The sequence below is a fragment of the Vibrio sp. A37 genome, assembly GCF_059777565.1.
In genome coordinates this window covers 1-20,306 of sequence record NZ_JBLNLI010000020.1, presented here as the reverse complement: position 1 = coordinate 20,306, position 20,306 = coordinate 1, and the positions used below count along the sequence as shown (strand labels likewise).

The window sequence follows — 20,306 nt, the reverse complement described above, 5'->3', positions numbered from 1 at the left end:
CATGGCCGATCGAGTTCTTGAAGTGGGAGAAGTATTGAAAGGGTCGGCGTTTACTCGTCGATTCTTTCCTAGGTTGCCGCCTATGGTACGTGCAGATATAAAACGTAAAGTCTCGGCGCGTATGAAGCGCGCAAACCCAACGAAACAGAACTTGATAAAAGCCGCTGAGGAAGCGGTTAAATTTGGTTTAGAGCGTGCAGCCTTTATCGAAGACAAGTTTTCTTTTGTCGATTCTAGATACAAAGCCAAAGCTGAGCCAATCAGTCACGACATCTTGATGCGTGACGATGCGGTCGAAAAGCTCTCCAAACTGTACGCCGATAAGTGCTCTATGTTATTGAGTGACGAAAGCCTAGCCGCGCAGTTCAGTAGTTACCTTGAAGCACTCGAGCATATCTACTATCAACAAAGTGAACAACTTCTCTTAATTCACGTAAACCCGCCACATATCAACTTTAAAAAGCGCGAAAAGAACCCAGATGAGCTTGAGCGTGATTTAGAGATCGCCGCGTTGAAAATGCAGTCCGAAGAGTGGATCGAAGGGCGGCTTTTGCAGTTGCGAGCCCAGTATATTGAATATTCACAAATTGCACTTGAGCGAGTGGGCGAATATCAGCACCAATCGCCGATCATCAGTGCAATATCGTTCTCAAACTGGAAGCGAAACCAACATGAAGCGAGCAAGTTTATTGAAGCAATGGCGATACTCAACAACGATTCGGGCGAAGTGTACGATCTGGCTGAAGTAGTGAAGCGCACAACGGCTAATCCAGAAAATCGCCGCATTGAAATGATGGTGCGTTGCCGTGGTTTTGAAGAGTGGGCGCAAGACCTAGGTTTTACGGCTTTGTTTATCACTTGGACGTTGCCAAGTAAGTACCACCGTATATCGAGTAAGTGGAATGGAGCGTCGGTAAAAGACGGCCACAATGCCTTGATGCACAAATGGGCGCTAGCTCGAGCACTGATTGCAAAAACAGATATTGAGTATTTCGGCTTTCGTGTCGCTGAACCTCATAAGGATGCAACCAGTCATGCTCACTATTTTCTATTTTGTTCTCACAAGGATAAAAATGAGGTCATATCGATACTAGAAGGCTGCGCGATCTCTGAAGATAGAGACGAACTTGGCAGCGATATATCACCTCGTTTTGACGTAAAAGAAGCCGATCCAAAGAAAGGCGGGGCGACTGCATACATGGCAAAGTACGTTTCTAAGAACATCAATGGTAATCACATGCCTGAAGGTGAGTCTAAGGATTCGGCTTTTCGTGCAAGGGCGTGGGCTTCCATCCACAAGATCCGCCAGTTTCAGCAATTTGGTGGCGAACCTGTATCCTTATGGCGAAATCTACGCCGAACTACACCAGAACAAACCAAGACCGATCCAGAACTAGAAGAACTGCGCCAAGCGGCGGATTCTTCCAAGTGGTCATTATTTTGTAAGCTCGCCCATCGTGCCAAAGTCGAATACGAAGAGAAGCAAAACCAATACGGTGAATCGGTCAAAAAGGTGATCGGTTTTTCTTGGTTGGGGCAGCTCATCAAAACCGCTAGCGAGTGCTATAGCATCGTGAAGAAAAAAGACGTGCAGCGTCTTCAAAATGCGCGGAGCGCATTACCTTGGAGCACTGAAAATAACTGTAACTCAAAGGTTGAAAACCTAAAGGCTGCGCTGACTCAAGCTACCGGTTGGAGCAGTGACGGGGTGAAATGTTTAATTCAACCTCTTATACAGGGGCGAAAAGTCCCAATAGATCGATATTGCACGTTATCCATTAGAAACGGGCGACTGATTACTTAAACAAACATCTAACGTCGTGAGACAGGGGACACCATGAAAAAACTATCAATCGAAGAATGCCAACGCGATTTGCTCGCCTTGGAAGCAGCCGATCAACTGACAGACAATGTTGAGCGAGAAATTGCTCGGTTTAAGTCGATGGGAACCAAAGACTTATTAGGTCAGGCTACCAAAATGCTGATTAGTGGCAACTTGTCACTTGAAGCGCTAGACCTACCGGCAAACTTCTTTGAACAACTTGAGCACCTAGTTCACCTCAATGCGGTGACTCGGCGCAAATACCGAGAATATGTGCAGACTAACCTAGACGAACTCTCACTCATTCAAGATGGTGAGGTGGTCGATGAGTAAGTACGATAATCCGGTTAGGGGTGCGGTTCAGTGTCCGGTTTGCCGCTCGGTTGCAACGGTTCATCATATCGGTGAGGGTAAGCTGATTGCTGCAGGTGAACCGCCAAAGAATAGCCGAAATATCGGTTTAAAGTACTACCGCTGTCCTAAATGTGGCAATAGCTCCATGAGTCGAAGCGTTAACGACTACATCGAAAAGAACATGGCAACCGATGAAACCGAGCTTAAGTTAACCGAACCAGTGGTTAGCGATTCGGTTGAAAAGGGCGATTCCAACCAATCTACAGAATCCAGTATTGACAAGGTTTCAAGCGGTAATCTAACCGAAAACAAAACCGAACCCAAGCCAGAAGAAAAGGCTTCACTCATCACGCCAAAGCGAGTGTTTATCGTATTAGGTGTGCTAGCCGCAGGGTTTTGGATTAGATATACGCTTTTCCCTAAAAAATCAGAGCAGGAGGTAAGTGATGGATCTGTTTAGTGAGCAAGAAGTCGTTGAGTCAGAGGTTGAGGATTGGGGGGATTTCTCCGGTTACCTATCAGTGTTAGAAGATGAACAAAAGGAAGAGCAACCATTTGACCATATTGATCTTAAAGATTTTGAGCGAGAAGTTGCTCGGATTGAGTCGCTGGAACTGGAACCAAAAGACCTATTGGAAGAGCTAAAAGAAATGCTTATTAGTTTTAACGTGCCAATTGAAGCACTCGGGCTTCCGGAAAATTTCTTCGAACAACTTGAGCAGTTAGCTAAAGATAGTGAGGTGAGCGATGGAGCTGCTTAGTGAACCAGAAGTAGTTGAATCTGAAGTTGACGATTGGGGCGACTTTTCCAGTTTTATCTCTGGGTTGGAAGCCGAAGAGAAAGCAGAAAACGAACCGGAGCAAACCGAAGAGCAAGAAGAAGGTATCAGCCCTGAAGCGTTCGAGGGGATCTTGGGGGTTATGTTTACCGTCGTAGAGAAAGCGACCTCAATCATTGCAGGAGTAGATTTTGCCTTTGATGCCAAAGGCAAAGCGGAGGTGACCAGTGCAGCGGTTCCAGTTTTATCGAAGCATGGAGGTCATATAGTTGGTTGGTTTGGTGGCTACATTGAAGAGGTTATGTTACTGATTGCGGTTCTTTGCTTAGTTCATGGAGCGAGGAGTCAGCTAAATGAGTTAAAGCAGCAGAAAATCGAGAGGGAGAAGGATGAAAAGCAAGTCCCAGCCGTTCAAGCTGCCTAATCCGGTTAACTCCAACCCGTCACACGATGCAGAACATGTCATCTATGTGGCGGGAACAGGCGGCGGTAAAACATCAGCAGTCAAATATTTAGGGCTAGTGCCAAAAACCTCTCAAGCGGTATTTTTCGATCCCTACCGAAACTATGCGGGTGCTAAATTTCAAGGCCAGATGTGCCATGGTACTAGCTCAAAAGCGGCTTTCGTTAAGGCTTTACTTGCTGCGAGAAAAAGAGGTAAGTCATTCAAGCTTGCCTATATCCCGCAAGATGGTGCAACTAGCCATGAGTTAGAGTTTTTCAGTGCGGTAGTGTGGTCGATGGGTAATGGCCGAGCATCTAAGCTGTATGTGGTGATTGAAGAGCTAGCAAGTTGTGTCGAAACAACCGGAAAGCTAAAAGGTAAAGCGGGTGAGTTATTGCGTGGTGGCCGTCAATATGGGCTAGTCATTCACTCTATTTTTCAGCGTGGGCAAGAGGTACCGAAAACCGTTACTGAGCAATCATCAACTTGGTGGATAGGCGCGGTTAACTCAATGTCAGATGCCAAGTGGTTAGCAGATAAGAAAGGGCTCAATATCAATGATATTGCAGCGCTCACTTCCGCCAAGGTTAATAAGCAGAAAATCGGCAAGCCTGTTGCTGAATATCTGCTTGTTAGAGATGGGATAGGAAATATTGAGCACAGTATATTGAATTGTGCAAATGGTTTCTAGCTGATAGTTTTTGATATATTTTCAACTGCTTTCTTCATTTAGTTTATCAAATTCATTTGAGTGTTCAAAAAAAGTATTTAGAGAACTCATCAGCCGCTCTACATTAAACGCTCCTGTATCTTTGTGAGACAGAAATTCTTCCTGAAGCGCTTGTTTAGCATAGAATAGTTTTTGCCCTTTCCCTATTCTTCCGGATTTGTCCAAAGGGTTGTGATATAAATTTACCCCGAAAAATTGAATATTTATATTAGAGCCGCTACTACTCATCATATGTTTTTGGGTGCCCATTTTGTTTTCTGGCTCGTACTTAAGAGATGTATATTTACTGTCTACAAGGTAGTCGCATACCTCATCGTATATTTGATGATTTTTTGCATACTCAACCCATTCCTTATTTTTTATGTATTCACACCATTTTTCAAACAGTTGAAGTGGCTTTTTCTTCTGGAAATAAATCAATAAACCAAAGTCTTTTTCGCTAGTAGCGTAACGAGTTAAAATTTGTAATAGTCCTTCAAAGATGTAGTTATTGTTTTTTCCCAATTTTGCTTCGATTAACCAAGAGTATTCATCATTTTGAACAGTTATATCTACTTTCCCTCTTGTGTTTGTCTCGGTGCTAGCATTTATAGAGTGCCCAGATAAAAGTCCCGCTACAAGAGAGTTTAATTCTTCTTCTCCTAGCGCATAGTACCTATTTCCATTTTTTTCTAGGATTCGTATGCACTTATTTAGAGCGAAATTGACAGAAGAAATAAACTCTTCGTAACTGCTGGGTTCGATAACATTCGTAAAGCCATCGATTATTTCATCAGCGCTGTTGCTAGAAAGGAACTCCTCGCAAGCAGGGTCGTCTGAAGAGTTATATTCCTCTACCATTCAAACTCCTGATACTCTGTATCTACTTTTCTAACAAAGTAAAACTTGAGCCCTTTCTTGGTGAAATCTTTTATGCAAACAGAATCTTCGGTTTGAAATACTTTATCTTTATTAGTTAAAGCTTTGTTGAAATCATTTTTTGAAATTTCTATTATTTCGTCATCATACGTAATATAGATGTATTTGGGCTCAAGAAGGGAAATTCTCGAACCACAAAAAAATCTAGCGACCATCATGCTGGATTCAGTATCAAGCTTCGTTATATTCTTGATTTTTGTCAGAGGGTAATAGTAGTCATCCTTTTCTACTTCAAGATAGGTAAGAAAAGTAAAAACTTTCGACTTCAGCCCTTCGGGGAAGTGTACTTTCTCTGTTATGTACTCAATGACATCAGCTTTCATCTTAATCAACAATTCGCTTCAATTATATGGTCTATCATTTCTGTTGCTTGGGTATTTCCAATGGGGTGTTCTAGTTTAATGTAGTCACATCTATTGTAGTCAGAGTGTGGGTCGCACTCTATGGTTAGCTTGGTTGTTACCAGTAGTTTTTTAGGAGTAGTTCTCGCTTTAAACTGAATAGAAACACCGACGCATTTTACCTGCTCAACTTTCTCTCCCGCTAAATGATAAGGCTGCTCTCTTAAACAGTTGTCAGTTTTTCGTTTGTTTGACCTAGGCATGAGGGTTCGATTGTTAACGCTAATAAATTTTGTGTCAACTACTGCTCCGTAGCCAGACTCTCCGTATAGAGATACGATCGCGTCCTGTAACTCTACAATTTTAAAGGGTTGTAGAGAGATTCCATTGCTACGTAAAATATCAAAAAATGCTTGCTTAAGTCTTTCAAACGACTCTGCAGTATCCTTTTTTAGGGTATCGGCCGAGATTCTTAGCTCTATTCTATTGCTCTTATGGGGGATAAATACAACTTCATATTTGTGAACGATTTGTTCGTCTACGATGTCGATGTTTCTTGGTATGCCATTATGATTCACGGTTACGGGAACTTTTACCTTTTGAACTTTGGGCGTACTGAAAAAAATAGCATAGCCACTTGCGTCGTTTTCTATAGCGGTAAGTACAGGGAAACCTGTGGTGGTTAGCTTTCCCTTGCATTCGAAGGGAAAGCATTGTGAGTATTGATTGGGTGACACCTTAAAAGAACTAAGTTTGTTTCTGAGAACTGTGAATATGTTACCGTCGCCACTAATAATCTGGATAGAGTGCCTGTTACACAAATGTAAATACCTTGCAGTTCTGCTGAGTTTGTCACCGATGTCTTTTATGATGAGATTTCCATTAATATCAAAGGCTTGTTTTTGAATGTCAATAGATGTGGCTTCCCAACTTATAGAGGTATTAAGCCCACAACTTATGAGTGGGATACGAGCGTATGTGCTTTTTGTAAAGCTTTCCATGTATGATAGTTTTTGTTCTATATCTAGCTTCTGACTTTGAGTAACGGACATCTAGGGGGCTCCAATTTTGTATAAATATAAATTAGCACTTTATAGGATGGATGGATGATAAACCTATCACGTAAAGTGATATAACTCTTTCTTCCAAGCATTTGGAGTCGATAAAGGTTAGCCTAACAAGGTAAAAAGCAAGCCTATAGGTTGCTCTACAACCTATAGCTTTCCCCTCCTTCCCAATCCCCAAAACTTAGCCTTTTATAACTTACGACGAATTTGTTCACGTTAATAAAGGCGAATCATGAGTAAAAGCAACAAAACGATGTTGATGACGGTGTTAGCAACGCTGCTGGTTATAGCAGTGATTAACAACATCTCGACATTGCAATCACTAAAAGAAGTGATCAGCGGCGACTCTGGCTGGTTTTAAGGGGGCGATATGGAAGCTTTAAATACGCTATTTAATCCACGCCCGAAAGAGCTTGATCCGGTTGAAGGTGTCGCATGGGGTAATCAGGCGACTTTACGTCTGGTGTCTGGCCCTACGTATCAAAACCTTGAGCTAGTCACTGACATTACCGATCCAGCAGACATTGAGCGGGTACGTATCACGTACAACGGTAAAGAAATCATTTCACTGTCAGGTCAAGACATGGTGGATTTACAAGAGCACCGTTCGAACTATGTGTCGGCAGGTCGCTATGTCATTCCGTTCTCTGACATGACCATGCGTACTAAGTTAGGCGTGCGTCAAGGTGAGTTGGTGACATTGCCAGGTGAAATCTGGTTTGTGTATATCCAGTTGGTTTCTAAAGTTGGAGATGCACCAAGTATTCGAGCTAGGGCGCATATTACCGAAGCGCAAACTCAGCGTGTGTTTATGCCAAGGCTCTATTCACTGACTTGGTTTGCTAGTGCCGCTGGCCGAACTCCTTTTGATTGGTCGGAGCGTTCACCGTATCTCAGCATCAAACGTATTCATTTCAAAGACTCGTCCATTATTCGAGCTCGAGTGCTGCGTGATGATCGCGAAGAGATGAATGTCAGCAAAGAAGACAACGCATTTGATTTGTCCTATGCAGGGCTTGAGCAAAACGATGGTTGGTTCTCTCTCGATTTTGTACGAACTGGGTTTGGCTCAGAAAGTAAGCTCAAGACTCAAGCGGTGCGAGCATTGCAATTTGAGCTCGAGAAAAGCGCATCGGGCAGTGTGCCATTGATTATTGAGGCCATTGAGCAAGTCGCTGTGCCTAAGCCCTCTGCGTAAGGGGGCAAGATGAGTTGGTTAGATTCATTAAGTGAGGCAGGTGGTGAGTTACTGGATTCGGTAACCAGTGCGGGTGGCTCTTGGATAACAGGCAGTGTTGAAAATGATTTATCAAAGCAACAAGCCAGCGATCCAGATGAAGCGCGTAAAAGCCAAGTTGAAGGACAAACTGCCGACGGTCAGCCGCTCGCGGTACCATCTCAAGGATTGTTTAGCAATCCAATGGTGCTCATGGGAGCGGCAATGGTATTTGGTTTGGTAGTCGTGCTGCTAGTGATGAAGCGGAGATAATCAAGATGCCTTTTTTACTTCCTGCAGTGTTTCTCGGTGGCGGTTTTCTTGGCTTTCAAGTTTCGGACGGCTCTAACAAGTTAATTGCTATCGGAGTGCTGTTAATTATCGGCTACATGCTGATTAAGGGGCGAGCATGATACCAGCAGTCGGAGGCGGGTTAACTAATAGCGGTTCAATGCCTATCTCGGGTGGGGATGCTGGACCATCGACGGCCAGCAGTGGCAACTACAGCGGTCAGACTATTGGTGCCATAAACATGGGCAGCCAAGGTATTAGCCCTTGGTTACTCGGTGCGGTGGTGCTTGCCATTGCTTATTGGATGCTAAAGAAATGATCGAGTGCGTCAGCCAATGCCCGAAAGCAGTCGAGCGGTTAAAAGTGGCCTTTCGAGCTTGTCCTGCAGATTTTGAATTACTGAAAAGTGAAGTCAAAGCAGGGCGGGTGAGTGTGTATCAATTGCAAGGTGATAACCACTGCCTGACTATTGCGGGAGAAGTGTTAGACGACTCCTATTACTTGTGGGGCGTGGTTGGTCATGGGGTAGTGAGTGGTATTCGAGAATTGACTCAATACGTGAGGCGAAGCGGACTCTCAAACATCTCAGCAGAGACCTATTTTGACGGTTTAGCTCGGTTAGTCAGGCCACTTAATACCAACGAACAAACCTTGCAGAAAACCACACGATTAGAAATGAGAGTGTAAATCATGGGTGGTAAATCAAGCTCAAGTAATAAAACACAATCGACCAATGTCAGCGGCCAAACGGCGATATCGGGTGACAACCTCGGTACGGCGATAAGTGGTGTTAATAACTCAACGGTGAATGTCACGGCCACCGATCACGGAGCCGTAAAGCATGCCTTTGAACTAGGTGGTGAGTTAGTCGAGCAAAGCGGCGAGATGTTTGAGCAAGCGCTTGAGCATGCCAATCAGGTCAATGTGAACTCAATGGACTTTGCCGAAAACGCACTTGAAGACATCTCTTCCAGTAACAGCGAAAACTTGCAGGTGATGGCAGGGCTTGCAGGTAACCAAGCCGAGCAGAATACCAAGAACCTCGATGCGTTGATGGACTTAGCCAAGTTTAACCAAGACGGCGGAGCGAGTGAGAACAAGCAGCAGCAAGTGATCATGATGGTGATTATCTCGGTAGTGCTAGGTGGCGTAGCAATCATGGCGGTGAAACGATGAAGTTAAGTTTAAAAGCTAATAATCCTATTCCCGTCAATATCGCGGGTAACTGGCTGTATCTTGAATCGGCTTCTCAAACGGTGGAGTTTGAAACCTCGCTCGGTGATCGGGTGTCAGTGAAAAAGCACTCGGTAGTCAAAAGCTCGCAAAGCGTTGGTCGGGTGTTGGTTTACTCCGATATTGACCAAGAAATCTCACTCGAATTTGGTTATGGGGATTTTGTCCCGCCAGCGAATATCGACGGGCAGAGCGTAGTCGTAAGTGCTATGCCAGCGCTAGAAATTGCAGATGGTCAATCTGTCTCGATTGATAGTTTACCGAAAGTCGAAATCGAAGACGGCCAAAGTCTAGCGGTGAGTAGCTTGCCTAGCGTAGAGATAGCCGCTGACCAATCCATCAAAGTCAGTGAGCTGCCAGCGGTTCAGGTTGCTGACAATCAGTCTGTAGAAGTGAGTCAGTTACCAGCCGTAGAAATCGCAGCAGATCAAGAAATTGCACAAAAAGTTAGCAACAGTATTTCTGCCCAGCAAGGCAACTTGCCACTGACCGTTGCAGAGAATCTAGCGAGGCAAAAAGTGGTGATAAAAGCGGGTGTTAGCAACTCAAAAAGTATTTGGGTTGCAGGTGACCTTCCTCTAGAAGCGGGAGAGCGGTTAGAACTTTCGACACGTGCAGAGCTAGTAATCACGGGCGATGCAGCAGACTCGGTACACATTATAGAGGTTTAGGATCATGGGTGACCTTACTCTACCGACGGGTAGCAACCGGAACAAAATTGAACACATTGCGCAACATGTTAACTCGATGATTGGTGGTGCAATTACCTTGCCCTTTGTGATTAAAGATAGTTCAGGAGTGATACAAGTGCCTGAACAAATTTTAATCTCGCAAGGTGTTGAACATATCGCCATTGCAGACGGCTCTATCTCAGGGGCGAAAACTATTTCATTGGCGAGGCTATCGAACCTGTATCCCTCGGCAGTGATATTTGGTGACGATCCAGTGCTGAACTTTTACGTCGATGCAGATGTATATGTGACAGGCAATCCGGCCGATGCGATGGGCGATAATGTGTATTGGACTAGCGATATGTTTGGAGGTGTAAAAGCACTGCCAAGACTGAATTATGGTGATGGTGGTTCTCGCTTAAAGCTGAGTGGTTTTTCGAACTATCAAATGAAGTCGCTAGATATGCCAGATAATGAGCATCCAATGCTTAACGAAGAGAGCAAGATACAACCGAGTAACGGTGCGTCATTTTCGATTAACAGTGCGAAAGGAATAGTGATGTTGTATGGCGAAGTTACAGCCTCTGCTCTTTCGATAGATTTTACGGCGCAAATGTAATGATGCCGATTCTAATAGCAGCAGTCATTTTATTGGTGTTGGGGGTAGCAATGAAAACAAGCGGTTTTTCGATTGGTGGTGCGCCGCGAGGCGTAAGGGCTAACAACCCACTCAATATTGAAAGTAATGCCAATAACAATTGGGTTGGCAAAGTTTCCCCTTCGGTAGATAGCCGCTTCGAAACCTTTCGAGCACCCGAATATGGTTTTCGGGCTGGTGCAATCCTTTTACGCGATAGTTATCAAGGCCGATACGGACTCGAAACGATAGAAGAGATCATCTACAAGTTTGCACCAAGTCATGAGAACGATTCGGACAACTACGCCAGCTTTGTAGCAAGCCAACTTGGTATCAATGCCAATGAACCGATTAACCTAAGCAGCGATGCTACGTTAGCTAAAATGCTGCATGCCATGTCAGTGATGGAAGTCGGTCGCTACTATTCGCTTGAACAAGCGCAAGAAGGGGTGCGGATGGCATGAATTCAGAAGACTGGAAAAGGGTAGCAATTACAGTGCTAGCGGCAGTACTGGCCGCATTTGCGATCAAGTACCTCAAACAATGGAAAGTGTTATGAAGAAGTTTATCAAAGAGAAAATGGGTATCGATCTCGACCAGCCTTCAACTAAAAAGGGCTTGGTGCTTATTAGTGCTGGTGTGGCATTAGCGGTTGGTCATCCTGACTTATTGACAGCGAATGTAACAGCAAAAGGAATTGAGTATGGTGGCATCATCGGTACCACTCTCCCAATCCTAATTGGTGTTTGGGAGATGGTTAGGGATGAGTTTAAGTAGCTCTATTGACCATATAAAAAGCGATGCCGTAGACTTCGCGCGTCATCATATTCATCCTCTTTAGCAATAAATACGTTCAGTGTATTTGCTGCATCAGCTGCGTTGTGTTCACATACTAACTTAAAACCTGCAAGTGATATATCTTCATCATTTAACGTAAAGCTTTCAGGAAGCGGTGTTTTCGAAACATCATAAAAAAGAGTGTGTACCAATAATTTGAAGTGCTCCAAAGCTTGCGGAAGAATATCACTTTCTGAAATGTTTAAAGACAGCAGGAGTAATGAGGCTTCGTCTGGTTCAGTACCATAGATGTAATAAGTTGCTAAATGCCTATCCATATTGTCTTCAGGGATGATTCGCACGTAATCAGAGTGCTTGCATTTACCGAAAGAAAGGTTACTTGTTCGGTTTACACTGAAACCTCGTGTAAGTAATGAAGCCGTTACGTCGCTATATGCCCAACCCATAATAATTCTCCTTAATTTTTATCGTGTAATTTATTTGGATACAGTTGTGTATAAACTTGCCAAAGTATATTCAAGTTCCTATGCCCAGTAACTTGAGCAACCTCTTCTATTGAGTAACCTTTCTCAAAAAGTCGGCTTGCTCCTTCACGGCGCAGATCGTGGTAGCGTAGATCCGCAATACCTAGCTCATTACGTACCCTTTGAAAGCCTGCAGTCACGCTGCGAGAATTATACGGGAAGATGTACGAATTATGTTTGCTCTGCCTCATAGCAATATCAAACGATTCACCAAGTAGTGGTACAATCATGTGGTTGCCTTCTTTTTTTCGAGGGTCTTTTCTATTGCGGACTAACACGGTTTTGTTCTTCTCGTCCAGATCTTCCCAGCGAATTGTGCAGACTTCGCCAATACGCATACAAGTTAAAATGCTGAACTCGAGTATATCGAGGTAAGGGATACGAGTAGGGCCATTGGCACGAAAACTTTGTCTTTTGCGAAGCGCTTCTCTTAATAGCTCTAGCTCTTCGTCTGAAGGTCGGCGGGTTCTTTTTTGGCTTTTGCCGATTAACTTCATATCGGTCAGAACGGGAACGGCCTCTTCGAAAATCGCAAAGTTGGCAATTACCCTAAATACGGGTTTGGCTTTTTTCATTACAGAACGCAGGTACGCAACATCGTGATTGATAGTAGCGGGCTTTGCTCCTGCACTCTTGCGGATTCGGCAGTGTTCTATGAGATCGGCAGTCTCCAAAGAGTTAGAATCAATATTGGCAATATCGCAGTCTCGAAGCATTTTGATTACATATTGCTTAGTGCGCCCTGAGTTATCCCATAAGTCCCTGTCATTCATATACATATCGAGCAGTTCCCCTAGGGGGACGGTCTTGGCTTTTAGTACCCCTTGAGATTCGAGTTCAGCAACACGGTTCTTACCAAAAGTGCGAGCTAGATCTTTTTTTCTGAATGTTTTGGATTCTCGGTGTATAATCCGCGAGTTTTTCTTAACGATAATCGTCGTTTTGTATCGAAGTTCGCCGCTTTTGAGTTTACGAGTTTCTATTGAATACGATGCCATATTGCTCTACTCCTTGAAGGATGTTGGGTACCAGTCCTACTCAAAAAGGGGGACTATAGGGGTACCATAGGGCGAAATCTGGCAAAATTCTAGGAAATTGGCGGAAATTTTTGAAGTGAAAAAGTTGAGGTTTTACAGTGTCTAATCAAGAATCTACAAGCAAATTCGTCATGCAGCGTTTCTCAGTTGCGCCTATGCTCGATTGGACTGATCGTCACTGTCGTTACTTCCATCGTTTGCTTTCTTCCGAGGCGCTGTTGTATACCGAAATGGTGACAACGGGTGCGATCATTCACGGCAAAGGTGACTTTCTAAAATACAGTGAACAAGAACATCCGGTTGCGCTGCAATTGGGTGGCTCAAACCCGAAAGATTTGGCGCACTGTGCAAAGTTGGCTCAAGAACGTGGTTACGATGAAGTAAACCTAAATGTCGGTTGCCCGTCTGATCGCGTGCAAAACGGTCGTTTCGGTGCCTGCTTAATGGCTGAGCCTGAGCTGGTGGCTGAATGTGTGGCTGAGATGAAAAGCGTTGTCGATATTCCAGTCACAGTGAAAACGCGCATTGGTATCGACGAGCAAGACTCGTACGAGTTTTTGACGGATTTCATTACAAAAGTGTCAGAAAAAGGTGGTTGTCAGCAGTTTACTATCCACGCACGCAAAGCATGGCTTACCGGATTAAGCCCAAAAGAAAACCGGGAAATTCCGCCGTTAGATTATGATCGTGCTTATCAAATTAAGCGCGATTTTCCGAATCTAGTGGTTGCGGTAAATGGTGGTGTCAAAACTTTGGACGACAGTCTTGAGCATTTAAATAACTTGGACGGCGTGATGATAGGCCGAGAAGCGTACCAAAATCCCTATATGCTGGCTGAGGTTGATCAAAAGCTGTTTGGCTCTGAAGCACCAATCAAAAAGCGCTCTCAAGTGGTTGAAGAGATGTATCCGTATATCGAACAACAACTTGCTAATGGCTCTTATCTTGGTCATATCACCCGCCATATGATCGGTTTGTTCCAGAGTATGCCTGGTGCACGTCAATGGAGACGCTATATCAGTGAGAATGCTCATAAACCTGGCGCTGGAATCGAAGTCGTTGAAGCGGCTTTGGCGAAGATTCCCAAAGAGCTAAATGTGTAAAATTTACCGAAAATAGGTGGTAATTTTTACCAAGAGTTCTGTTTAGCGAGAGTCTTTTAAGCTCTCGCTTTTTTATCTTTATTAAATACAGATAATTAGAAATATTTTCGTTCAGTTGGCTTGGTTTATGCAGTTTGTAATATATTAGTTTTTAGGAGGTGATTCGATGTTTGAAATTGTCTTTGTTTTAATTTTTGGTGCAACCTTAGTCGTTACGGGAATTACGGCAGTGACCATATTCGCGGCGATGGGCGTTGCACTGGCGGTTACATTAGTGTTGGCACTTATTGGTGTCGCTTTCAAAATGCTGCCATGGTTAATATTAGTGGTCGTCGGAGTCGTGGTTTTCAATAAGATTCGTGCCTAGCTCACGTTCGTTAACTGCCTGATTAAACATTATTTGCTAAATAGAATATGTTACTATCCTATGCATGGTGAGCTGATGTAGCTCGCTTTTTATATTGGAGCCTTCACACATGGATAGAGTAGCATTCGCGGCCTTCGCAAGTGCGGTCGTTTCTTTAGCAGTCGTTCCTTCAGCTTTCGCAGATTCCCCTTACTCGGTGAAAACGGGTGTTGATATGTGGTGGGGAAGTACCAAAGTAGATAATACCCGTCGAGGATGGGTCGATGCTCCTAGTGCTTATATCGCATTTCACCCAAGTCGTTCAGCTTTGCCAGATATTAGTTATCGCTACACCGCTGTTGATGGTGGTGACTTTGGCGCATTCGATAAACATGACCTCTCTTTTTATTACAATGTTGTTTCCCATGAATTGATGACTTGGGATATCGGCTTAACCACAACGCAATTCACCGATTCACGATATAGAACGGTCAACTCGACCACAGAATACGATTTCAATGATCTTACGGTTAATCTCTACTCTTATGCTGAGATAAATATTCCTGATACGGAGTTGCACATTATGGGGCAGTTTGAAGTAGGGAATATGAATGGCATAAAATCGACGGACTTTATTGCGGGCCTACGTTATGAAATTCCATTTGACTCTATGTCTCTATCTATAAGAGGGGGATATCGAGTGATTGATCTTGAGTTTAGTGATTTAGCACCCGCTTCAGAAGGTTTAGGCCAGTCGATAGTGTTTGTTGATGGATATTTTCTTGGAACCGAGATCAGATTCTAAGTTTCTCTATTTTATTTAAATTCTTTAGCTAGAGGTTGGGCATTGGATATAACTTTTCGTCATATTTAAGATAGATAAGTAGATATTTCAGCAATTTGAACCATGCTTTATAGGCAAGTGTAATTTTGTTGGTAGTAGATATGACGATTACTGAGCTTAGAAATCTCTATCGAGAGAATAAACTCGTCGAAGCAATCATTGAGCCTTCTGCTGAAGAAGGGAACTGGATTGTAGAGTTCCGCCACACCAGAGGTGGCTTTGTATTACTCACTGATGTGCACGGCGAAGAATGCCATTACGAAGACTTAGACGTAGCATCGAAATCAGCTATGGCCGTCGGTTTTAAACAAGTCCGTATTGAATCTAAATAGGTGGGATAGAAGCGACTCTATCCCATCTTTCCTTTCTTAACTTCCAAAAAGTTATAAAACATTACGTTCTATTCTTTCTAGTTATGATGATGAATGTTTAAGCTTATCCCACGCAATAATGAGGGATGTAGTGGTCATGTCTGTTTCACCAAAAATGTCATCTGGGAATAATGAACCTAATGAGGTCAATGGCTTAAGCCTGCCTATCAATGACGAAAAGCTTAGTCAACTTCAAAATTCTGTTGGTGAACTATCGCCACAGCAACTTGCATGGGTGAGTGGATACCTTTGGGGGCTTAGCCAAACGCAACAGTCGTTAGCTTCTCCATCAGCATTATCGACCGTCGCTCCCACAGCAGTGGCTGGCTCGGATAAGAAACTCACTATTATTTTCGCTTCCCAAACAGGTAATGCAAAAGGCGTCGCAGAAGGCTTAGAAAAGCAAGCTGTGGCGAGAGGGATTGCCGTTGAGCTTTTTGATGCCAGTGATGTAAAAGGCAAATCTCTAGCGAAAATGTCTCATGTAATTATTGTTGCTTCGACAAATGGTGAGGGAGAAGCACCAGATAATGCAATTGAACTGCACGAGTTCTTGCAATCTAAAAAAGCGCCAAAGCTAAACAATTTGCAATACGGTGTGATTGGTCTTGGTGATTCGAGTTATGAGTTCTTCTGCCAGACAGGTAAAGATTTCGACGCATTTCTATCCAAGCTCGGCGCGACAGCCTTTATTGAAAGAGTGGACTGCGATGTTGATTACGATGCTAATGCTGAAGAGTGGACGAAACAGGCGTTAGAAATAGTGCAAGAGCAATTAGCGGCGGAGCCAGCAGATGTGGTTCAACTACCTGTTAACCAAGCTAGCACAGCTGCGCAATACACTAAGCACAATCCTTATACCGCAACTCTATTAACTAATCAGAAGATCACAGGTCGTGATTCGAGTAAAGACGTTCGACATATAGAAATCGACCTGGATGATTCAGGCATTGTCTATCAGCCGGGTGATTCTCTTGGTGTTTGGTATGAAAACAGCTCAGAGCTTGCCAATGAAATACTCTCTCAGGTTGGCCTTTCTGGAGTAGAAAGTGTTGAGGTTGATGGCGAGAGCTTATCTATCCATAGTGCGTTGGTTCGACACTATGAGATTACAGCATCTAACCCCCAATTTATCGCTAAATATGCAGAAGCCTCAGGCAGCAAGAAGTTGTTAAAGCTTGCCGAAGATAAAGCTGCGCTGCGTGAATACAGCGCCAAGACTCAAATACTTGATGTGTTATCTGCGAAGAAAGCCAAGTTAACGGCTGAGCAATTGGTATCAATGTTAAGAAGGTTAACTCCTCGTTTGTATTCTATTGCGTCAAGCCAAGCAGAAGTGGAAGAAGAAGTTCATCTCACCGTTGGCGTGGTGGAGTATGCCCAAGGTGAAGCTACTCGATTTGGTGGTGCTTCCGGCTATCTAAGCCAAAGGTTAGAAGAAGGCGCTAATGTTCGTGTGTTTGTTGAAAGCAATAATCACTTCAAACTTCCTGACAACGATGATACTCCAATTATCATGATTGGCCCCGGTACAGGCATTGCTCCTTTTAGAAGCTTTATTCAAGAGCGTGAAAGCCGAGGTGCGTCTGGTTCTAACTGGTTATTTTTCGGTGATCGCAGCTTTACACAAGATTTCCTCTATCAAACAGAATGGCAACGGGCTTTGAAATCAGGTTTGCTGACCAAAATGGATGTGGCGTTTAGTCGTGACCAAGAAGAGAAAATCTACGTTCAGCATCGCTTGTTAGAACAAGCGCAAGAGCTGTGGAAGTGGATTGAGCAAGGGGCGCATATCTACATCTGTGGTGATGCAGATCAAATGGCGAAAGATGTCCATCAAGCATTTATCGACATCGCTATAGACCAAGGTGGCTTATCCGCAGATCAAGCCAGTGAGTTTTTCAATGATCTTCGTAAGACTAAACGTTATCAGAAGGATGTTTACTAAATGAGCAAGCAAGAGCAACAAGAAGTACTAGGCGAAATCCTTGGTCCACTTTCTGAAAACGAGCGTATTAAAAGAGAAAGTAATTTCTTGCGCGGAACGATCTCTGAAGATCTAAAAGACACGATTACTGGAGGGTTCACTTCCGATAACTTTCAGTTGATTCGTTTCCACGGTATGTATCAGCAAGATGATCGTGATATTCGAGCGGAGAGGACTAAGCAAAAGTTAGAGCCTTTGCATAATGTCATGCTGCGCGCTCGTATGCCGGGCGGAGTGATCACCCCTGAACAGTGGTTAGCAATCGATAAGTTTGCTACAGAAAAATCGCTTTACGGCAGTATTCGCCTAACTACTAGGCAGACGTTTCAGTTTCACGGTGTATTGAAACCGAATATTAAGTTGATGCATCAGAAATTAAACAGCATTGGTATAGATTCAATTGCGACTGCTGGTGATGTGAACCGGAATGTATTGTGTACATCAAACCCGGTTGAATCAGAACTTCATCAACAAGCTTATGAATGGGCAGCGAAGATCAGCGAACACTTACTGCCGAAAACCCGAGCTTATGCAGAAATATGGTTGGATGGTGAAAAACTAGAAGAGACCGATCAAGAGCCGATTTTGGGTAGCAACTATCTACCGAGGAAGTTCAAAACCACAGTTGTGATTCCGCCTCTAAATGATGTAGATGTTCATGCCAATGACTTGAATTTTGTCGCTATTGCTGAACAAGGACAATTAGTTGGATTTAATGTCTTAGTGGGTGGGGGCTTAGCCATGACACATGGTGATAAGTCAACCTATCCAAGGTGTGCAGATGATTTTGGTTTTATCCCGTTGGCGAAAACGCTAGATGTTGCGGCGGCTGTTGTTGCTACCCAGCGTGATTGGGGAAATCGTTCTAATCGTAAAAACGCAAAAACGAAGTACACCCTAGACAGAGTGGGTATCGATGTTTTCAAAGCGGAAGTAGAAAAGCGAGCGGGTGTGACTTTCGAGAAAAGTAAGCCATACAAGTTTACCGAGCGCGGTGACCGAATTGGTTGGGTTGAAGGAATTGATGGTCTGCACCATTTGACTCTATTTATCGAAAATGGCCGCTTATTGGATTTTCCCGACAAACCACTTAAATCTGGCGTGGCGGAAATAGCGAAAATCCACAAAGGTGATTTCCGCATGACGGCGAACCAGAACTTAATAGTGGCTGGCGTTCCTGCCAAGCAAGTTAAAAAGATAGAACAGATAGCACGAGCGCATAAATTAATTGATGACGGAAACAGCGTACAGCGTCAAAACTCGATGGCGTGTGTCTCTTTTCCAACGTGCCCGTTAGCGATGGCAGAAGCCGAACGTTTTCTACCTGAGTTTGTTACCAGCATTGAAGAAATTTTAAATGCTCATAATTTGCCAAAGGAAGAAAGCATTATTACCCGAGTCACGGGGTGTCCAAATGGTTGTGGCCGGGCGATGCTGGCCGAAATTGGTTTGGTAGGTAAAGCTCCGGGTCGCTATAACCTTCATTTAGGAGGTAATAAAGAAGGCACCCGGGTTCCGAAAATGTATAAAGAGAACATCAGTGTCGAGCAGATTCTACAAGATATCGATTCTTTAGTGAGTCGTTGGTCAAGTGAACGAGAAGACGATGAAGCGTTTGGTGACTTTGTTATCCGCGCAGGTGTGATTGACGAAGTCAAAGTATCAAAGAGGGATTTCCATGATTAACACAATTGAATCCTCACCAAGTTTAGATGAACTGCTGTCATTAACTAAGGCACAAAGAATTCTCGCGCTCGCCCAATTGAATGCTGAGCTAGAAAGTTTGCCTGCGGTTAAAAGAGTTGAGTGGGCTCTTAAGAACTTAAAAGGTAGTCATGCTGTTTCTTCTAGTTTTGGAGTTCAGTCAGCGGTCATGCTGCATTTGTTAACTCAAGTGAAGCCCGATATACCTGTTATCTTGACAGACACAGGATATTTATTCCCCGAAACCTACCAGTTTATCGATCAGTTAACGGACCAACTAGAACTTAACTTAAAAGTGTACCGCTCCGAGTTTAGTTCGAATTGGCAAGAGGCGAGATATGGTAAGTTGTGGGAACAAGGCGTAGAAGGCATCGAACGCTACAATAAGCTTAACAAAGTAGAACCGATGAGAAGAGCCCTAGATGACTTGCGAGTAGGAACATGGTTTTCTGGTCTACGCAGGGAACAATCGCCTTCTAGAGCGAGTTTGCCCATCTTATCTATTCAGAATGGTGTGTTTAAGTTTTTGCCTATTATTGATTGGTCTGAACAACATATAGAAAATTACCTAAATAAATACAACCTTTCTTACCATCCTCTAAAAGAAGAAGGTTATGTTTCACTAGGTGATACGCACACCACACGAAAGTGGCAGCCTGGTATGAAAGAAGAAGATACTCGATTTTTTGGATTAAAAAGAGAATGTGGGCTACATGAAGACGATGGTGAGCAGGACGGTTCGGGAATATAGTTGTACTCATCGTTCAATTTACCTCTTTCTATAAAGCTGCGTATGCAGCTTTTCTTTTTCTATTAAGATCTAGATTTGTTCAAAAACATAAAAATGTGAATAAATCTGTGGATAAGTTGTACTTTATCTATGAGTAAAAGTGAATAAATCAACTGTTGAGTGGAAATGCGCCAACTAAGCGTTATTTCTTAATTTTTTTATAAATAATGCTTGCCAACGAGATGGGGATCTCTATAATGCCACCTCGCTGACACGGGATAGCTTCAAACAAAGCAATCAACGAGTTAGCAAGGTCTCCTAGCTAAGCCAAGTGCTTAAAAAAGTTTTGAAAAAGTGG

At 43.6% G+C, this 20,306-nt stretch carries 29 protein-coding genes; 24 read left to right on the top strand and 5 right to left on the bottom strand.

The genetic code is table 11. The annotated features are described in order from the left end of the window. Window position 1 precedes the first annotated feature (1 nt). The 6 genes from ACM2FC_RS20680 to ACM2FC_RS20655 are packed head-to-tail and all read left to right on the top strand — an operon-like array spanning window position 2 to window position 4,091. A complete protein-coding gene (locus ACM2FC_RS20680; RefSeq protein ID WP_498482932.1) occupies window positions 2–1,804 on the top strand; it encodes a replication endonuclease in 1,803 nt (600 codons plus the stop codon). Between the two features lie 33 nt (window positions 1,805–1,837). Further along, on the top strand, window positions 1,838–2,155 hold the full coding sequence (locus ACM2FC_RS20675) for a hypothetical protein (RefSeq protein ID WP_498482931.1): 318 nt from the start codon (window positions 1,838–1,840) through the stop codon (window positions 2,153–2,155). Continuing rightward, window positions 2,148–2,636: a hypothetical protein gene (locus ACM2FC_RS20670; RefSeq protein ID WP_498482930.1), complete on the top strand. Its 489-nt coding sequence runs from the start codon at window positions 2,148–2,150 to the stop codon at window positions 2,634–2,636. Before ACM2FC_RS20675 ends, ACM2FC_RS20670 begins: the two co-directional genes overlap by 8 nt. After that, on the top strand, window positions 2,623–2,937 hold the full coding sequence (locus ACM2FC_RS20665; RefSeq protein WP_498482929.1) for a hypothetical protein: 315 nt from the start codon (window positions 2,623–2,625) through the stop codon (window positions 2,935–2,937). Before ACM2FC_RS20670 ends, ACM2FC_RS20665 begins: the two co-directional genes overlap by 14 nt. Continuing rightward, window positions 2,924–3,379, top strand: a complete 456-nt coding sequence (locus ACM2FC_RS20660) for a hypothetical protein (RefSeq protein ID WP_498482928.1) — start codon at window positions 2,924–2,926, stop codon at window positions 3,377–3,379. Before ACM2FC_RS20665 ends, ACM2FC_RS20660 begins: the two co-directional genes overlap by 14 nt. Next, entirely contained in the window at window positions 3,345–4,091 is a 747-nt protein-coding gene (locus ACM2FC_RS20655) for a hypothetical protein (protein ID WP_498482927.1), read from the top strand. Before ACM2FC_RS20660 ends, ACM2FC_RS20655 begins: the two co-directional genes overlap by 35 nt. Before the next feature lie 21 nt (window positions 4,092–4,112). On the opposite strand, the gene ACM2FC_RS20650 is transcribed toward ACM2FC_RS20655, so the two are convergent. The 3 genes from ACM2FC_RS20650 to ACM2FC_RS20640 are packed head-to-tail and all read right to left on the bottom strand — an operon-like array spanning window position 4,113 to window position 6,441. After that, window positions 4,113–4,970 (bottom strand): hypothetical protein, encoded by an 858-nt coding sequence (locus ACM2FC_RS20650; RefSeq protein ID WP_498482926.1) that lies wholly within the window; start codon window positions 4,968–4,970, stop codon window positions 4,113–4,115. Further along, on the bottom strand, window positions 4,964–5,371 hold the full coding sequence (locus ACM2FC_RS20645) for a hypothetical protein (protein WP_498482925.1): 408 nt from the start codon (window positions 5,369–5,371) through the stop codon (window positions 4,964–4,966). The genes ACM2FC_RS20650 and ACM2FC_RS20645 overlap by 7 nt, the downstream gene beginning before the upstream one ends. A 5-nt stretch (window positions 5,372–5,376) precedes the next feature. After that, window positions 5,377–6,441, bottom strand: a complete 1,065-nt coding sequence (locus ACM2FC_RS20640; RefSeq protein WP_498482924.1) for a hypothetical protein — start codon at window positions 6,439–6,441, stop codon at window positions 5,377–5,379. A 247-nt stretch (window positions 6,442–6,688) separates the two neighbouring features. Here ACM2FC_RS20640 and ACM2FC_RS20635 point away from each other — a divergent pair, with 247 nt between their 5' ends. From ACM2FC_RS20635 to ACM2FC_RS20585, 11 genes are all read left to right on the top strand, one after another. Beyond that, entirely contained in the window at window positions 6,689–6,817 is a 129-nt protein-coding gene (locus tag ACM2FC_RS20635; RefSeq protein WP_284676579.1) for a hypothetical protein, read from the top strand. Window positions 6,818–6,826: 9 nt separating this feature from the next. After that, a complete protein-coding gene (locus ACM2FC_RS20630; protein WP_498482923.1) occupies window positions 6,827–7,654 on the top strand; it encodes a major capsid protein P2 in 828 nt (275 codons plus the stop codon). A 9-nt stretch (window positions 7,655–7,663) separates the two neighbouring features. Then, window positions 7,664–7,945: a hypothetical protein gene (locus ACM2FC_RS20625; RefSeq protein WP_498482922.1), complete on the top strand. Its 282-nt coding sequence runs from the start codon at window positions 7,664–7,666 to the stop codon at window positions 7,943–7,945. 5 nt (window positions 7,946–7,950) lie between these two features. Further along, complete coding sequence (locus tag ACM2FC_RS20620; protein ID WP_498482921.1) at window positions 7,951–8,085, top strand: hypothetical protein; 135 nt, start codon at window positions 7,951–7,953, stop codon at window positions 8,083–8,085. Further along, window positions 8,082–8,282, top strand: a complete 201-nt coding sequence (locus ACM2FC_RS20615) for a hypothetical protein (protein ID WP_250612828.1) — start codon at window positions 8,082–8,084, stop codon at window positions 8,280–8,282. Before ACM2FC_RS20620 ends, ACM2FC_RS20615 begins: the two co-directional genes overlap by 4 nt. Further along, window positions 8,279–8,650 carry a DNAase gene (locus ACM2FC_RS20610; RefSeq protein ID WP_498482920.1) on the top strand — a complete coding sequence of 124 codons (372 nt, stop codon included), beginning with the start codon at window positions 8,279–8,281 and terminating at the stop codon, window positions 8,648–8,650. Before ACM2FC_RS20615 ends, ACM2FC_RS20610 begins: the two co-directional genes overlap by 4 nt. 3 nt (window positions 8,651–8,653) lie before the next feature. Then, complete coding sequence (locus ACM2FC_RS20605) at window positions 8,654–9,139, top strand: chemotaxis protein (protein ID WP_498482919.1); 486 nt, start codon at window positions 8,654–8,656, stop codon at window positions 9,137–9,139. Next, window positions 9,136–9,867, top strand: a complete 732-nt coding sequence (locus ACM2FC_RS20600; RefSeq protein ID WP_498482918.1) for a hypothetical protein — start codon at window positions 9,136–9,138, stop codon at window positions 9,865–9,867. The genes ACM2FC_RS20605 and ACM2FC_RS20600 overlap by 4 nt, the downstream gene beginning before the upstream one ends. 4 nt (window positions 9,868–9,871) lie before the next feature. Then, window positions 9,872–10,486, top strand: coding sequence for a hypothetical protein (locus ACM2FC_RS20595; RefSeq protein WP_498482917.1), 615 nt, complete (start codon window positions 9,872–9,874; stop codon window positions 10,484–10,486). A 2-nt stretch (window positions 10,487–10,488) separates the two neighbouring features. After that, window positions 10,489–10,968 carry a structural protein gene (locus tag ACM2FC_RS20590; protein ID WP_498482966.1) on the top strand — a complete coding sequence of 160 codons (480 nt, stop codon included), beginning with the start codon at window positions 10,489–10,491 and terminating at the stop codon, window positions 10,966–10,968. A gap of 91 nt (window positions 10,969–11,059) precedes the next feature. Continuing rightward, window positions 11,060–11,281, top strand: a complete 222-nt coding sequence (locus ACM2FC_RS20585; RefSeq protein WP_498482916.1) for a hypothetical protein — start codon at window positions 11,060–11,062, stop codon at window positions 11,279–11,281. 2 nt (window positions 11,282–11,283) lie between these two features. Here the strand turns inward: ACM2FC_RS20585 and ACM2FC_RS20580 are convergent, their stop codons facing one another. Both ACM2FC_RS20580 and ACM2FC_RS20575 read right to left on the bottom strand, forming a co-directional pair. Next, a complete protein-coding gene (locus ACM2FC_RS20580) occupies window positions 11,284–11,748 on the bottom strand; it encodes a hypothetical protein (RefSeq protein WP_498482915.1) in 465 nt (154 codons plus the stop codon). An 11-nt stretch (window positions 11,749–11,759) separates the two neighbouring features. Then, a complete protein-coding gene (locus ACM2FC_RS20575; RefSeq protein WP_498482914.1) occupies window positions 11,760–12,824 on the bottom strand; it encodes a tyrosine-type recombinase/integrase in 1,065 nt (354 codons plus the stop codon). Between the two features lie 137 nt (window positions 12,825–12,961). Here ACM2FC_RS20575 and dusA point away from each other — a divergent pair, with 137 nt between their 5' ends. The 7 genes from dusA to ACM2FC_RS20540 all read left to right on the top strand — a co-directional run bounded on the left by dusA (window position 12,962) and on the right by ACM2FC_RS20540 (window position 19,969). Next, on the top strand, window positions 12,962–13,966 hold the full coding sequence (gene dusA / locus ACM2FC_RS20570) for a tRNA dihydrouridine(20/20a) synthase DusA (protein ID WP_498482913.1): 1,005 nt from the start codon (window positions 12,962–12,964) through the stop codon (window positions 13,964–13,966). A 166-nt stretch (window positions 13,967–14,132) separates the two neighbouring features. Next, window positions 14,133–14,333: an envelope stress response protein PspG gene (locus tag ACM2FC_RS20565; RefSeq protein WP_498482912.1), complete on the top strand. Its 201-nt coding sequence runs from the start codon at window positions 14,133–14,135 to the stop codon at window positions 14,331–14,333. Between the two features lie 109 nt (window positions 14,334–14,442). Next, complete coding sequence (locus ACM2FC_RS20560) at window positions 14,443–15,117, top strand: TIGR04219 family outer membrane beta-barrel protein (protein ID WP_498482911.1); 675 nt, start codon at window positions 14,443–14,445, stop codon at window positions 15,115–15,117. Between the two features lie 140 nt (window positions 15,118–15,257). Next, window positions 15,258–15,488 carry a hypothetical protein gene (locus tag ACM2FC_RS20555; protein ID WP_498482910.1) on the top strand — a complete coding sequence of 77 codons (231 nt, stop codon included), beginning with the start codon at window positions 15,258–15,260 and terminating at the stop codon, window positions 15,486–15,488. 115 nt (window positions 15,489–15,603) lie between these two features. Next, window positions 15,604–17,475, top strand: coding sequence for an assimilatory sulfite reductase (NADPH) flavoprotein subunit (locus ACM2FC_RS20550; protein ID WP_498482964.1), 1,872 nt, complete (start codon window positions 15,604–15,606; stop codon window positions 17,473–17,475). Then, window positions 17,476–19,200, top strand: a complete 1,725-nt coding sequence (gene cysI, locus ACM2FC_RS20545; RefSeq protein WP_498482908.1) for an assimilatory sulfite reductase (NADPH) hemoprotein subunit — start codon at window positions 17,476–17,478, stop codon at window positions 19,198–19,200. Then, on the top strand, window positions 19,193–19,969 hold the full coding sequence (locus ACM2FC_RS20540; RefSeq protein ID WP_498482907.1) for a phosphoadenylyl-sulfate reductase: 777 nt from the start codon (window positions 19,193–19,195) through the stop codon (window positions 19,967–19,969). The genes cysI and ACM2FC_RS20540 overlap by 8 nt, the downstream gene beginning before the upstream one ends. Window positions 19,970–20,306: the final 337 nt, after the last annotated feature.